We start from the raw sequence: 12,201 nt of genomic DNA, 5'->3' as shown, positions 1-12,201 counted from the left end.
ATGGACGCCGCTCACGGGCGGGCCTATGTCTGTAACCCTATGAACCCGCCCTATGATCCCGCCAATCCATCCAGTCCCGAAGTGCGCCGGCGCGCCTTTCGGCTTCTGTTCCTGTGCCTGATCGCAACGTCCATCGGCAATTCCATGCTGTTCGCGATCCTGCCGCCGCTGGCGCGGGACCTTCAGGTGGACGAGGTCTTCGTCGGGGCGATCTACACGGTTTCGGCACTTCTGTTCTTGGTCATGAGCCCGGTCTGGGGCGCCCTGTCAGACCGGCATGGACGCCGCCCATTGATCGTCTTCGGATTGTCCGCCTTTGCAGGCTCCTGCCTCGTCTTTGCGGCGGGCGCCTGGGCAGGCCAGGTGGGGCTGTTGCCCCCCATGGCGGCGATCATCGCCATGGCGATGGCGCGCTCGATCTTCGGAGGACTGGGCTCGGCCACCAATCCGGCGGCGCAGGCCTATGTGGCCGACCGCACCGAGCCGTCCCAGCGCACCCGCGCCCTGTCGGCGCTGACGGCGGCTTTCGGCCTGGGGACTGTGATCGGGCCGGCGCTGGCGGGCTTTTTCTCCCACCGGATCGGCATTTCCACCTTCATGGTGCTGGTGGCGATCATGGTGGGGATCGCCGCCGTGTGCGTGCGCCTGTTCCTGCCCGAACAGACCCCGCCGCAGAAAAAGGGTCGCCCGATCAATCCGCTGGTCCAGTTCCGCTTCGCCGGAGATCCGCGTCTCACTGCCTTCATGATTTATGGCTGCGCCATGTGGATGGCCCAGGCGGCGAGCCTGCAATCGCTGAGCTTTTACATCATGGACCGGTTGGGCATGGATGCGGCGGGCGGATTGCAACTGGGCTCCATCGCGCTGACGGCGGGCGCGGCGGGTCTGATCTTCGCCCAGCTGGTGGTGATCCCGGTGCTCAACACCACGCCGCGCGTCTTGATGGTGATCGGCGCGGTGATGGTGGTTCTGGGTAATGTGACGATGATCTTCGCGCCCAATTACGTGGTCATCGTGCTGGGCTATGTGTTCAACAGCTTTGGCTTCGGCCTGGCGCGTTCGGGCTTTACGGCGGGCGCATCCTTGGCGGTGGATCCGGAGGAACAGGGCCGGGCGGCGGGGCTGACCACCGCCACGGCGGGCGTGGGGTTCATGATCGCGCCCATCACCGGGCTGTGGCTGTATCAAAGCGTCGCGCCGGCCGCCCCGTTCGAGCTCAATGCCGGGCTGGCCGTGGTCGGCTGCGCGCTGGCGCTGATGCATCCGCGCGTGCGCGCGACGACGGCGGCGCTGACCCCGACGGTCGAGGACACGCCGCCCGCCTGAGCCGCTACTGGGCCCGCGCCATCACCGCTTCATAGGTCCGGAGCCCGGCATAACCGTCCGGCGTCATGCCATTGGCGGCCTGGAAGGATTTCAGGGCCGCACGACTATTGGCCCCGAAAATCCCGTCCACCCCGCGCGTGTCATGCCCGAGATCGGTCAGGGTCTGCTGCAGCTCGCGCGACTGGGTGCGGTTGATCGGCGGATTATCCTCCGGCCAGCCGTCCGGCATGACCTCCTGCCCTGCAAGGCGCTTGGCCAGATAGCTGACCCCCAGCGCATAGGCGGTGGAATTGTTGTAGCGCATGATGACGTCGAAATTGGTGAAGGCCATGAAGGCCGGACCGTCAGCGCCGGCCGGCAGCACGATCCGGGCCGGACGATACAGGTCATCCGGGCTCCACTCTCCGTGGACCGGACGCACCCCGTCCATCGCCCAGGCCGAAACGGCGCGGCGGTCGCGCTCTTCCCAGCCTGCGTAATCAAACCCGTCGGGCAGGCTGACTTCGGTCACCACAGGCGCGTCGGTCTGCCAGCCCGCGCGCGCCAGCAGGTTCGCCGCCGAGCCCAGGGCGTCGGCCTCGGTCGTCCAGATATCGCGATGGCCATCGCCATGCATGTCCACAGCGCGCTCGAGATAGGTGGTGGGGATGAATTGGGTCTGCCCCATGGCGCCCGCCCAGCTACCCTTGAGCTGGTCGCGGTCGGCATAGCCGCGTTCGATCATGTCTGCGACCGCCAGAAGCTGGCGTTCGGCGAACTCGCGACGGCGGCCTTCCCAGGCCAGGGTCGCCAGCGACCGGATGACGTCATTATCGCCCTGGATGACGCCATAGGCGCTTTCGAGCCCCCAGATGGCGGTCAGGATATTGGCGTCCACGCCGAACTCGGCCTCCACCGAATCAAGCGCCTCGCGATGGGTCGCCGCTGCACTGAGGCCGTTGCTTGTGCGGGTATCGGAGGCCGCGCTGTCGAGATACTGCCAGACCGGGCGCACGAATTCAGGTTGGGACCGGTCCCGCTCGATGATCCGCTGATCGGGCTCCAGACCGTCCATCATCAGCGCGATCGTCTGGGGCTGCGCGCCGTGCGCGCTCAGTCGCTCCCGGAAGCTGTTGGCCCAGTCCTCAAAACTCATGGTCTGGGCGGCCGCTGCGCCTGAAGCCAGCAGCACCGCGCCCAGAACCGCGGCCTTGAACAGTGTACGTATCATCATGATGATCCTGAATTCGCGGTTTCGCCCCTCGCCTGAGCGGATGATAACGCTGCTTGCACGCACTTGCGAGGCGCCAGAAGCGTTGACTCTGCGCTGAGGGTTGAGTACATCGCGCCCTCTTGAATTTTCCGGGGGCCGTTATGTCCTCCACCCGCATTTAGCTAGGGCGACGACCATGAAAGTGCGCAGCTCCCTGAAGTCCTTGAAAAACCGCCACCGCGACTGCCAAGTCGTGCGCCGTCGCGGCAAGGTCTACGTGATCAACAAAACCGACCCGCGCTTCAAAGCCCGCGCCGGCTAGTCAGCCGTGTCGCGCGCGGTTCTCTGGGACCTGGGTCATACCCTGGTCGACTGGGACCCGCGCCGGGTCTACAGATCTCTGTTATCTGACGACGCCGCCGTGGAGCAATTCCTCGGCGGTGTTTGTACGATGGCTTGGCACACCGAGCATGACCGCGGCGTGCCCATGGCGGAGAACCGCAAGCCGCTGATCGACGCCCATCCGGACAAGGCCGAACTGATCGAAGCGTGGGACGCGCGCTGGCATGACATGTTCGATGGCTGGATCACCGGGATGGAAGCGCTCGTCGATCGCCTGACCGATATGGGCGTGGCGCAATACGCCCTGACCAATCTTCCAGCCGAGAAATGGTCTCATATCGAAGAGACCTATCCCAAGATCGCCGCGTTTGACGCCGTGGTGGTTTCGGGCGCGGAGAAGATGGTCAAACCCGATCCCCGGCTTTACCAGCTGACCATTGAGCGCATTGATCACGCGCCGGAAGACGTGCTGTTCATCGACGATCGCGAAAACAATGTCCGCGCCGGGATTGAAGCCGGTTTCAAGGGGCATGTCTTTCGGGGCGCTGAGGGCGCTGCGTCCGCCTTGCGCCAACACGGCCTGTCGATTTAAGCCTCTGGTTGAAACTTTCACCTCAAAACGCTAGCCTGTTGCACACGCATGTAGCAGACGCTGAAGCGAGTTTGAGTATGCGAAACCCACTGGCAGTCACATTGGTCGCGATCGGGCTCATCGCCTTCGCTGTCATCACGCAATGGCTGGCGATGGTCGCTTTTCCCGACATGCCGGGCGCGCTTCGCGCCCTCATCGCCGGAGCCGTGGTTGGCGCGCCGATTGGCGTCATCGTCGTGAACTCCGGATTGTTTCTTCGGAAAACCGCATAGCCCGCTTGCCGCATGGGTCAGGACGCTTATCCTCTCCGCCCATGATGGTGATCTGCCTATTGGCCGCCCTTCAGGCGACGCCGCTTGATCTTGCGCCGCAGCAGGATGAGCAAGCGCGCGTCCACCAATCCATTTCAGAGCGCCTGGATGAGAAGCTTCAGGCCCTGGCTTCAGCCACCGATGAAGAGCACGCCGCCAGTCTGGCCGACGAAGTGCGCTCCTTATGGCGTCAGCAAGCCGGCGCCACCGCAGACCTGCTGCTTCAGCGCGGCGCAGAGGCGCGTGAGCGCGGCGACGAAGCCACGGCCTGGCGCGCCTATGATCATTTGCGGGCGCTTGAACCCGATTATGCGGAAGGCTGGATCGTCTCCGCCGAACTGGCTGTACAGGCGTCTGACTGGGAGTTCGCGCTTCAGGCGCTGAACCAGGCCGTAACACTCGATGAGCGTCGCTATGACGCCTGGGCCCTGCTGGGCCGCGCCCTGGAGCAGGCGCAGGCTCGCGAAGCCGCCATGGAAGCCTATCGTGAGGCGGTTCTGCTCTACCCGCTGCATCCGGCGGCCGGCCCCGCCCTGGCCCGGCTCGAGCGCGAGCTTGCAGGCCGTGCGCTTTAGGGTGGGCGCGAGGGCTGACGCATGACAGGCGATTTCATCGAGCTGGGCGGTGTCAGACTTCACTATCTCATCACCGGCCCCGACAATGCGCCCGCCCTGTTGATGCTGCATGGCGCATCCACATCGCTGTACGAACCCTATATGGCGCTCTCAAACGCGCTGGAGGCGTATCGCGTCATCTGGCTGGACCGTCCGGGGCTGGGCTGGAGCGAACGTCCTGAAGGCCCCTGGTCGCCGGAGCGGGAAGCGGATCTGATCGCCCATTTCCTCACCGCGCTCGGCATCCCGCAAGTCGTGGTGCTGGGCCATTCCTGGGGCGCCGCCATCGCCCTTCGCCTGTTGATGGATCGCCCGGGCCATGCCCGCGGCGGGGTGCTGATCAGCCCGGCGGCGCGGGCCTGGGTCGGGGAGGCCGCCGCCTATAACAAGCTGACCCATTGGCCGGTCATCGGCCCCCTGATCAGTCATGTCATTGCGCCTGTCCTGGGGCCGGGCCAGCTCAAGACGGGCGTCACGAGCGCCTTCCATCCTGAAAAGGCGCCGACCGGCTATGTCGAGACCGCTCGGCTTGACCGCCTGTTCACGCCCTCCGTTTGGAAAGCCAACGCTGCGGACATGGCGCAGGTCAACACGCACCTCGCCGCTCAGGAGACCCGCTATGGCGAGATCACCCAGCCGGTGATCCTGCTGGCCGGCCCCAAGGATACGGTGGTCCGCACCAGCCGGCACGCCGAACCGGTCGCGAAAACCCTGCCCCATGGCGAGCTCAGGCTGTTCGCCAAGGCCGGGCACAATCTGCACCACGGCTATTCTCATGAAGTGACGAAAGCGGTCGAGGACGTCCTGGCGCGCAAGCGCTAGCCTTCAACCCGGCGATAGACGCCATCGACCCGGAGCTGGCCCTCGGCGGCCTCGTACAGCCCCCGCATCACCGTTTCCAGCTGATCGAGATCATGGATCGGGCAATAGCCCTCAGCATCGCGCTCCACGCCCGCCGTCTCCAGCACGGCATCCGCCACATCACTGCAGGACGGCTGGTGATAGCTCAGCACGCGACCGTCTTCATAGACAAAGGCCAGCCCGTATCCCACGCCATCCTCGCGCGGGGACTGAACGATGAAGACATCCTCGAACAGTTCGTGAAACCGGGCGTTCTGGTGCGGGAAGTTGGCAATGTCAGAAACATAGCGCCGCTGAGACAGGGTGATCGCCCCGGTCCAGGTCGGCCGGTCCCATTCCACACCATCAGGATGGGTGGGCGTATGGGCGTAGACCCCAGCCGCCATGGGCCGATCCGCGCCCCAATAGCCCACCAGCTCCTCTTCGCTGGCGAAGCAGGCTGTCAACCCCAATGCAAGAGCGAGCCCGGCGCCAAGGCGCAGGCTCGCTTTCAAAACATTCAGAGCCGCAGCTCTCATCAGGGTTTGGCGCCGATGAAGGGTTCGCACGCCTTGGTCAGCCAGGTGGCGGCCTCGCCATCGAGCAGGGGCAGCACCTTCTCACGCACCTGGGCGTGATAGGCGTCGAGCCAGACCAGCTCGTCATTGGTCAGAAGCGTGGTGTCCACAAGCGCGCGGTGCATCGGCGCCATGGTCAGGGTTTCAAACCCGTGCATGGAGCGATTGCCGCCCGGAACCGGCTCGGCCTCGGTGACCACCTGCAGGTTCTCGATCCGGATGCCGTAATCACCGACTTGGTAATAGCCCGGCTCGTTGGACACGATCATGCCGGTTTCAAGCGCGATGGCGTTCGGCGCCTTGGAAATACGCTGCGGGCCTTCGTGAACGCCCAGATAACTGCCCACGCCATGGCCGGTGCCATGGTCATAATCCAGACCCGCCATCCAGAGCGGCTGCCGCGCCAGCGCATCCAGCGCATGACCGGAGGTGCCCTCGGGGAAGCGGATGCGCGAAAGGGCGATATGCCCTTTCAGCACCAGCGTGAAATGGCGGCGCATCTGGGCGCTTGGCTGACCGATCGGCACGGTGCGCGTAATGTCCGTGGTGCCATCGGGATACTGGCCGCCCGAATCCACCAGGAAGAGCGAGCCCAGCTCCAGCGTCCGATTGGAATCCGTATTCACGCGATAATGCGGGAAGGCGCCGTTGGGGCCGGCCGCCGAAATCGTCTCGAAGGAGATGTCCTTGAGCTGGGGCGACATGTGCCGGAACTCTTCCAGCTTCATCGCCGCGCGGATCTCGTCCATCTCGCCCGACTGCGCTTCGGTGTCGAGCCAGTGCAGGAAGCGCACAATGGCCGCGCCGTCGCGGATATGCGCCTGACGGCTGCCTTCCACCTCGACCGGGTTCTTGCACGCCTTGGGCAAGGCGACCGGGTCGGGCTTGCGCTGCACCTTGGCGTCCGCGCCTTCAAGCTGCTGGACCACCCAGACGGAAGCCGTCGCCGGGTCCACGCGCACCGTCTTGCCTGTCAGGGCTTTCAGCCCGTCGGCGAATTCGGTTTCGGGTCGGATCGCGACTTCATTGCCCAGATGGCTGCGGGTCGCATCCGTCAGCTTGGCTTCATTGATGAACAGCGTCGCCTGACCGGACGGTTCGATGATGGCCGAAGACAGTGGCAGCGGCGTGCACGCCACATCCCCGCCGCGGATATTGAACAGCCAGGCGATGGAGGCCGGATCGGTAATCACCGCCGCGTCCGCGCCGTCTTCAGACACATCCGCGCCGATGCGCTTGCGCTTGTCGCCATGCGCTTCACCGGCGACGTCGAGCGGCTGGGGATGCACACTCGCCATCGGGGCGGCGGGACGGTCGTCCCAGGCCGTATCGATGGGGTTGATGTCGACCGCAACGAGCTTGGCGCCGGTTTTGTCGGCGGCGTCCTGAAGCTTGACCAAGGCGTCCGGCGAATGCAGGCGCGGATCATAACCGATGGTCTGGCCCGGCTTGGCGGTCTTGCGAATCCAGCCCGCCATGCCGGTCTTCACCAGGTCCTCATAGTCAAACAGGTCATTGTCGACCTGGGATTTGACCTGTTCGGTGTAACGCCCGTCGACAAAGACTGCTGCGGTGTCGCCCAGCACGGCGGCCGCGCCGGCGGAGCCGGTGAAGCCGGTCGCCCAGGCCAGGCGCTCGGCGTTCGCGGGCAAGTACTCGTTATTGTACTCGTCCTCGTGCGGGATCAGGAACCCGTCCAGGCCGGCTTGAGCCAGGCTGGCGCGGAGCTTGGGAAGGTTTTCGCGCCCGTACTGAGGCCCGCCCTTCACGTAAAATTGCTGGATCTGATGGGTCATGCGCACAAGCTAGGCCCGCGCCCCGACCTTATCAATCTCAACTGTGCGACAGTTCGCAGCGAGCCGATCCGCCTTGCAGAAACGCAAGACGGACCTGCGCAATTGGATATGGCTAAACAAACCTTACAAGCTCATATCCGGTCTTACGAAATTCACGCCCTTTGGGAGCCCCGCCATGTTCCATCACGACGCTCATCTTCGCCTGAACGCCTGCGACGGCCTGCGCTCTGTGCGCCGCGCGGAAACGGCGGGCGTGCGCGCCCGTCCGCGCAACACCGACGCCAACTCGCTGTTCGAGAAAATCGGCCTCGCCGATCGCGTCCGCAAACTCTAAGCCGTTCTCTCTCCGGCTTATTTAAAAGCGCGCCAGGCCTCACAGCTGGCGCGCTTTTTCTTTGCGAGGCTCAGGACCGACTGGCGTAAACCAGCGTGACCCATTCGCCGAGAACGGCCTTGTCAATGCGCGCGAGGCCTTCAGCGTCATAGGCCGCCTCCACCTTGTCCGATTGCTCTTCCAGCAAGCCTGACAGGATGATCCGACCGCCCGGCTGAAGCCGCGCCGCGATCTGCGGCGCGAGCGTGATCAGCGGACCAGCCAGAATGTTCGCGAAGATCAGATCGTAAGAGGCGTCATCAAAAACCGGGTGATGGAAGCCATCTGCGGTCACCGCCTCGATCCGGGTTTTCACCCCGTTCTTGGCCGCATTCTCCACGGTTTCAATGACGGATTCCTCATCAATATCGGTGGCGAGGATCTCGCAGTCTGACCAGATCTTCGCCGCCGCGATGGCCAGCAGGCCCGTCCCTGTGCCCAGATCCAGCACAGTCTCGGGGCGAAAGCCGGACTGGTCGATCTTGTCGAGCGCTTCCAGACAGCCCTTGGTGGTGCCGTGATGGCCCGTGCCGAAAGCCGGACCGGCCTCGATCCACAGACCGATCTGTCCTTCGGTCAAATCCGATGAGGTGTGCTCGCCATACACCAGGAATCGCCCGGCCTCGACACTGGGCAGGCCTTCCAGCGACAGGGCGATCCAGTCTTCATCGGGCAGAGGGGCGAAAAGGACTTCCACCGCCTCGTGCTCGAGTCCGACGTCACGGCAAAAGGCTTCCGCGTCCGGCTGGTGATCAAACAGGACATCGACGCGACCGGCCTCCGGCGAGCCGTCCTCGAACAGGGACCAACTGACCGGAAGCGGTTCCAGCGCCGCGTCCAGATGGTCGTTCGCCGCGCGAATGAGGTCCATCGGGCCGCGCGCTTCAAGACGCCAGAGGGTGGTCATGCTCGTCTCCTGTACAGTCCTGGAAGGGCTCTAAAGACTCTTCAGACGGAAAGAAAGCATGCAACGCGTCTGCATCAGAACGCGTTCGGGCGTCACGACCGGCTTGCCCCGCCCCGCCCCCCTCGCCTATCGATGAGGGCAAGATCGTAAATCCTCGCCAGGAGACCCTCATGGCCGACTTTGCCGCCTCGACCCCCGAGAAAGACGAATCCGACGCCATCGGCGCCGCCGCCCGTGATCAGCTGCGCGCCCTGGTGGCCCGCATCGAGCGCCTGGAAGAAGACAAGGCTGGTGTCGCCGCCGACATCAAGGAAGTCTACGCCGAAGCCAAATCCATGGGCTATGACACCAAGGTGCTGCGCAAGGTGATCTCCCTGCGCAAACAGGACGCCCATGAGCGCCAGGAAATGGAAGCGCTGCTGGAGCTGTATCTGGGCGCGGTCGGCGAGAACTAGGACCGATTATGGCGCGTGAGGTTGATGACAAGTCGACCCGCAAGGCTCTGGCCCGCATTCGTCGGGCCAAGGCCGCCGTCGAGCGCGCCATCGCCAAGGCCGAAGATGACAATCCTGACGCCGCCGAGGCGGCCCGGATCGAGCTGACCGACTGGGAGGACGAGTTCATGAGCTCCATCGAGGAGCGCTTGAACACATTTGGCTCCGCCTATGCCGACCCGTCCCTCGGCGCGGACGGCGAAGCGCTCTCCACGCTCCAGCTCGCCAAGCTCAAGGAAATCGAGAAGAAGGCCAAGGGCAAAGCGCCCAAGGGCTTCTCGCGCGGCGGCGGATCGAGCTTCAAGAACAAGAGCTCGGGCTTCAAGCGCAAGGGGCCCGCACGCCGCTCCAATGATCGCGACATCAACGAGGATGTCATCGCCCCGGTTGAAGAGACCGCACCCGACCCGGTGTCCGAGCTGCACAAGGCGGGGCTGGTGCGCAAGGGCTTCACGCCGGAAGTGATAGAGACGCCGGACGAATCTGATGAAGCGCCTTCGTCGGATGAGACGAACGAGGCGGATGAGTCGCCGCAAGAGACCGCCCCCCGGCGTGGCTTTCGGGTCATCGAGGGCGGCAAGGACTAACCGCGTGCCCCAACCCTTGTCTGACCCGCATCGCGCCTTCTGGGCCCGCTTTCAGGACGCCACTGGCGAGACGGCCCAGCCGCGTGGCGTGGACGCGTTCGGTGACAGCCCGGAGATGATGGATGAGCTTTTGGCTCTGGTGCTGAGCGGGACCAAGCAGGCGACGGCCAGCCTTGCGCTCTGGTTCCAAGACGATCCGCTGGGGCTACCCAAACCCGGCGATCTGTGGCTGATCACGGATGGGCGCGGTGCGCCAGCTTGCGTCACACGGACCACCCGGGTCGATGTCATGCCGGTGCGTGAGGTGGATGCGCAATTTGCGTGGGACGAAGGCGAAGGCGACCGGTCTTACGACTACTGGATCACCGAGCATCGCAAATTCTGGGGCCGGGAAGCCGCGCGTGAAGGCTTTGACTACTCCGACCATCTTGATGTGGTCTGCGAGCGCTTCAAGCTCGTCTGGGCGCCATAAGAAAACCCCGACGAGCTGGAGGCTCGCCGGGGTTTGAGTTCAAGACCGTATGCGGGGATCAGCCCGCTTCGCGGAAATTGTCCACGTCGAGATCGTATTCGCGCACCTTGCGGTAAAGCGTGGAGCGACCCACGCCCAGACGCCGGGCCACCTCGGCCATGCGACCCGAATAGGTCTCGATGGCGAACGCAATCAGGTCGCGCTCGATATTCTCCAGCGACCGCAGATGACCGCCCTCGTCCAGGATATCCACCGGAAAATGCTCTTCCTCGGCGCCGTTCGGCGCTGCGCCCTCGAACTGCTCGGGCGGCAGGGCCGACACGGCATTCGCGGCCGGCGCCGCCGGGGCGACCGGCTGGATCGGCGCATCCCGCAAGGTCGGGGCGAGCCCGGAAATCTGCGGGAAATCCTCTTCGGTCAGATAGTCGCTGTCTGACAGCACCACCGCCCGGAAGACCGAGTTTTCAAGCTGACGCACATTGCCCTTCCAGTCATGGCTGGAGAGCATGTGCATGGTCTCGGCCGTGGCGTCGAGGACCGACTTGCCCTCCTGGGCGTTGAAACGCGCAATGAAGTGGCGCACCAGCGCCGGAATGTCTTCGGTGCGTTCGCGCAAGGACGGCACCTCGATCGGGAACACATTCAGGCGATAGAACAGGTCTTCGCGGAACGCGCCGGTCTTCACCTGTTCGGCGAGATCGCGGTTGGTCGCGGAGACAATGCGCACATCCACCTTCACCGGGCGCTTGGACCCGACCGGATCGACTTCACCCTCCTGCAAGGCGCGCAGCAGTTTCACCTGCATGTCGAGCGGCAGTTCGCCAATCTCATCAAGGAACAGGGTGCCGCCATCGGCCTCCTGGAATTTACCCAGATGCTTGGCCACAGCGCCCGTGAACGAGCCCTTTTCGTGACCGAACAGGGTGGATTCCACCAGGTTCTCAGGGATCGCGCCGCAGTTCACCGCCACGAAGGGACGGCCCGCCCGGTCAGAGCCCGCCGCAATGGCGCGCGCGACCAGCTCCTTGCCCACGCCGCTTTCCCCGGTGATGAGGATCGGAATGTTGGATTTGGCCGCCCGCTCGCCAAGGCGAACCACCTGACGCATGGCCGGAGCCCCGGCGATCATGTCGGAAAAGCCCAGAGCACCCGTAGTTTTCTTCTTCAGGCGCGTCACTTCGCCAGAAAGGTCTTTCACCTTCAGGGCATTGCGGATCGACACCGCGATGCGTTCGGGGCTGGCGGGCTTCACGAAGAAGTCCACAGCGCCGGCGCGCATCGCTTTCACGACGGTTTCAATACCGCCATGAGCGGTCAGCACGATCACCGGCAGATCGGGATTGCGGGCCTTGATCGCTTCCAGCGTCTCAATGCCATCCATGCCGGGCATGACCATGTCGAGCATGACCACGTCCACCCCGCCGCGCTTGACGCGCTCGAGGCCAGCCTCCCCATCTTCGGCGGTCTCCGCCAGATGTCCTTGTTTTTCCAGAACCGCCTGCATCAGGCGACGCTGAGTCGGGTCGTCATCGACGATCAATACGGTCTTGGCCATCACACCCACGCCTTTTCGGTCGCTTTATCTTTTCGGGGCGATCCTTTTGCGGGCCGGCCGGAGTTTTCTCCGTGCCGGTCCGAACCGCCCTCCCACCTGTTGTGTGACCCTTTATGGGACACCCGGCGTAAAGATGAGGTGTAGAAGCGACTCAGAAAGTGTTAGGGTAAATAGAGAGTTAGCCTGTCCTTAAAGGTCTGGTGAGACTCCCGCGTTTGACGG

The 12,201-nt window shown here is 64.2% G+C and carries 15 protein-coding genes; 10 read left to right on the top strand and 5 right to left on the bottom strand.

Going from position 1 to position 12,201, the window contains the following annotated elements; genetic code table 11:
* Complete coding sequence (locus RBA95_RS03140) at nt 1-1,326, top strand: MFS transporter (RefSeq protein WP_306015347.1); 1,326 nt, start codon at nt 1-3, stop codon at nt 1,324-1,326.
* A gap of 4 nt (nt 1,327-1,330) precedes the next feature.
* Here RBA95_RS03140 and RBA95_RS03135 read toward each other — a convergent pair whose 3' ends face one another.
* Nucleotides 1,331-2,539, bottom strand: coding sequence for a lytic murein transglycosylase (locus RBA95_RS03135; protein WP_306015346.1), 1,209 nt, complete (start codon nt 2,537-2,539; stop codon nt 1,331-1,333).
* A gap of 175 nt (nt 2,540-2,714) precedes the next feature.
* Between RBA95_RS03135 and ykgO the strand changes: the two genes are divergently transcribed.
* The 5 genes from ykgO to RBA95_RS03110 all read left to right on the top strand — a co-directional run bounded on the left by ykgO (nt 2,715) and on the right by RBA95_RS03110 (nt 5,199).
* A complete protein-coding gene (ykgO, locus tag RBA95_RS03130; protein WP_009801967.1) occupies nt 2,715-2,840 on the top strand; it encodes a type B 50S ribosomal protein L36 in 126 nt (41 codons plus the stop codon).
* A gap of 6 nt (nt 2,841-2,846) precedes the next feature.
* A complete protein-coding gene (locus RBA95_RS03125) occupies nt 2,847-3,452 on the top strand; it encodes an HAD family phosphatase (protein ID WP_306015345.1) in 606 nt (201 codons plus the stop codon).
* A gap of 77 nt (nt 3,453-3,529) precedes the next feature.
* The gene (locus RBA95_RS03120; protein WP_306015344.1) at nt 3,530-3,724 is read left to right on the top strand and encodes a hypothetical protein; all 195 of its coding nucleotides are present in this window, start codon (nt 3,530-3,532) and stop codon (nt 3,722-3,724) included.
* A 59-nt stretch (nt 3,725-3,783) separates the two neighbouring features.
* The gene (locus RBA95_RS03115) at nt 3,784-4,338 is read left to right on the top strand and encodes a hypothetical protein (protein WP_306015343.1); all 555 of its coding nucleotides are present in this window, start codon (nt 3,784-3,786) and stop codon (nt 4,336-4,338) included.
* A 21-nt stretch (nt 4,339-4,359) separates the two neighbouring features.
* Complete coding sequence (locus RBA95_RS03110; protein WP_306015342.1) at nt 4,360-5,199, top strand: alpha/beta fold hydrolase; 840 nt, start codon at nt 4,360-4,362, stop codon at nt 5,197-5,199.
* On the opposite strand, the gene RBA95_RS03105 is transcribed toward RBA95_RS03110, so the two are convergent.
* Nucleotides 5,196-5,756 carry a hypothetical protein gene (locus RBA95_RS03105; RefSeq protein ID WP_306015341.1) on the bottom strand — a complete coding sequence of 187 codons (561 nt, stop codon included), beginning with the start codon at nt 5,754-5,756 and terminating at the stop codon, nt 5,196-5,198. The two genes, RBA95_RS03110 and RBA95_RS03105, sit on opposite strands and share 4 nt — an antisense overlap.
* Nucleotides 5,756-7,591 (bottom strand): aminopeptidase P family protein, encoded by a 1,836-nt coding sequence (locus RBA95_RS03100; protein WP_306015340.1) that lies wholly within the window; start codon nt 7,589-7,591, stop codon nt 5,756-5,758. Before RBA95_RS03100 ends, RBA95_RS03105 begins: the two co-directional genes overlap by 1 nt.
* 175 nt (nt 7,592-7,766) lie before the next feature.
* On the opposite strand from RBA95_RS03100, the gene RBA95_RS03095 reads away from it, so the two are divergent.
* A complete protein-coding gene (locus tag RBA95_RS03095; RefSeq protein ID WP_306015339.1) occupies nt 7,767-7,925 on the top strand; it encodes a hypothetical protein in 159 nt (52 codons plus the stop codon).
* A 70-nt stretch (nt 7,926-7,995) separates the two neighbouring features.
* On the opposite strand, the gene RBA95_RS03090 is transcribed toward RBA95_RS03095, so the two are convergent.
* Nucleotides 7,996-8,871: a 50S ribosomal protein L11 methyltransferase gene (locus RBA95_RS03090; protein ID WP_306015338.1), complete on the bottom strand. Its 876-nt coding sequence runs from the start codon at nt 8,869-8,871 to the stop codon at nt 7,996-7,998.
* A gap of 170 nt (nt 8,872-9,041) precedes the next feature.
* On the opposite strand from RBA95_RS03090, the gene RBA95_RS03085 reads away from it, so the two are divergent.
* The 3 genes from RBA95_RS03085 to RBA95_RS03075 are packed head-to-tail and all read left to right on the top strand — an operon-like array spanning nt 9,042 to nt 10,424.
* The gene (locus tag RBA95_RS03085) at nt 9,042-9,326 is read left to right on the top strand and encodes a DUF2312 domain-containing protein (RefSeq protein WP_306015337.1); all 285 of its coding nucleotides are present in this window, start codon (nt 9,042-9,044) and stop codon (nt 9,324-9,326) included.
* A gap of 8 nt (nt 9,327-9,334) precedes the next feature.
* Nucleotides 9,335-9,952: a hypothetical protein gene (locus tag RBA95_RS03080; protein ID WP_306015336.1), complete on the top strand. Its 618-nt coding sequence runs from the start codon at nt 9,335-9,337 to the stop codon at nt 9,950-9,952.
* A 4-nt stretch (nt 9,953-9,956) separates the two neighbouring features.
* Nucleotides 9,957-10,424, top strand: a complete 468-nt coding sequence (locus tag RBA95_RS03075) for an ASCH domain-containing protein (RefSeq protein WP_306015335.1) — start codon at nt 9,957-9,959, stop codon at nt 10,422-10,424.
* Between the two features lie 58 nt (nt 10,425-10,482).
* On the opposite strand, the gene RBA95_RS03070 is transcribed toward RBA95_RS03075, so the two are convergent.
* On the bottom strand, nt 10,483-11,979 hold the full coding sequence (locus RBA95_RS03070) for a sigma-54 dependent transcriptional regulator (protein WP_306015334.1): 1,497 nt from the start codon (nt 11,977-11,979) through the stop codon (nt 10,483-10,485).
* Nucleotides 11,980-12,201: the final 222 nt, after the last annotated feature.

The sequence above is a fragment of the Oceanicaulis sp. MMSF_3324 genome, from assembly GCF_030733545.1.
Lineage (GTDB): Bacteria > Pseudomonadota > Alphaproteobacteria > Caulobacterales > Maricaulaceae > Oceanicaulis.
The sequence above is the reverse complement of the archived record's forward strand: the minus strand, read 5'-3'. Positions and strand labels throughout refer to the sequence as shown.

Coding starts and splice junctions, on each gene's coding strand:
- RBA95_RS03140 (WP_306015347.1), top strand. CDS start 1: ATGGACGCCGCTCACGGGCGGGCCTATGTCTGTAACCCTATGAACCCG.
- RBA95_RS03135 (WP_306015346.1), bottom strand. CDS start 2,539: ATGATGATACGTACACTGTTCAAGGCCGCGGTTCTGGGCGCGGTGCTG.
- ykgO (WP_009801967.1), top strand. CDS start 2,715: ATGAAAGTGCGCAGCTCCCTGAAGTCCTTGAAAAACCGCCACCGCGAC.
- RBA95_RS03120 (WP_306015344.1), top strand. CDS start 3,530: ATGCGAAACCCACTGGCAGTCACATTGGTCGCGATCGGGCTCATCGCC.
- RBA95_RS03110 (WP_306015342.1), top strand. CDS start 4,360: ATGACAGGCGATTTCATCGAGCTGGGCGGTGTCAGACTTCACTATCTC.
- RBA95_RS03105 (WP_306015341.1), bottom strand. CDS start 5,756: ATGAGAGCTGCGGCTCTGAATGTTTTGAAAGCGAGCCTGCGCCTTGGC.
- RBA95_RS03100 (WP_306015340.1), bottom strand. CDS start 7,591: ATGACCCATCAGATCCAGCAATTTTACGTGAAGGGCGGGCCTCAGTAC.
- RBA95_RS03095 (WP_306015339.1), top strand. CDS start 7,767: ATGTTCCATCACGACGCTCATCTTCGCCTGAACGCCTGCGACGGCCTG.
- RBA95_RS03090 (WP_306015338.1), bottom strand. CDS start 8,871: ATGACCACCCTCTGGCGTCTTGAAGCGCGCGGCCCGATGGACCTCATT.
- RBA95_RS03085 (WP_306015337.1), top strand. CDS start 9,042: ATGGCCGACTTTGCCGCCTCGACCCCCGAGAAAGACGAATCCGACGCC.
- RBA95_RS03080 (WP_306015336.1), top strand. CDS start 9,335: ATGGCGCGTGAGGTTGATGACAAGTCGACCCGCAAGGCTCTGGCCCGC.
- RBA95_RS03070 (WP_306015334.1), bottom strand. CDS start 11,979: ATGGCCAAGACCGTATTGATCGTCGATGACGACCCGACTCAGCGTCGC.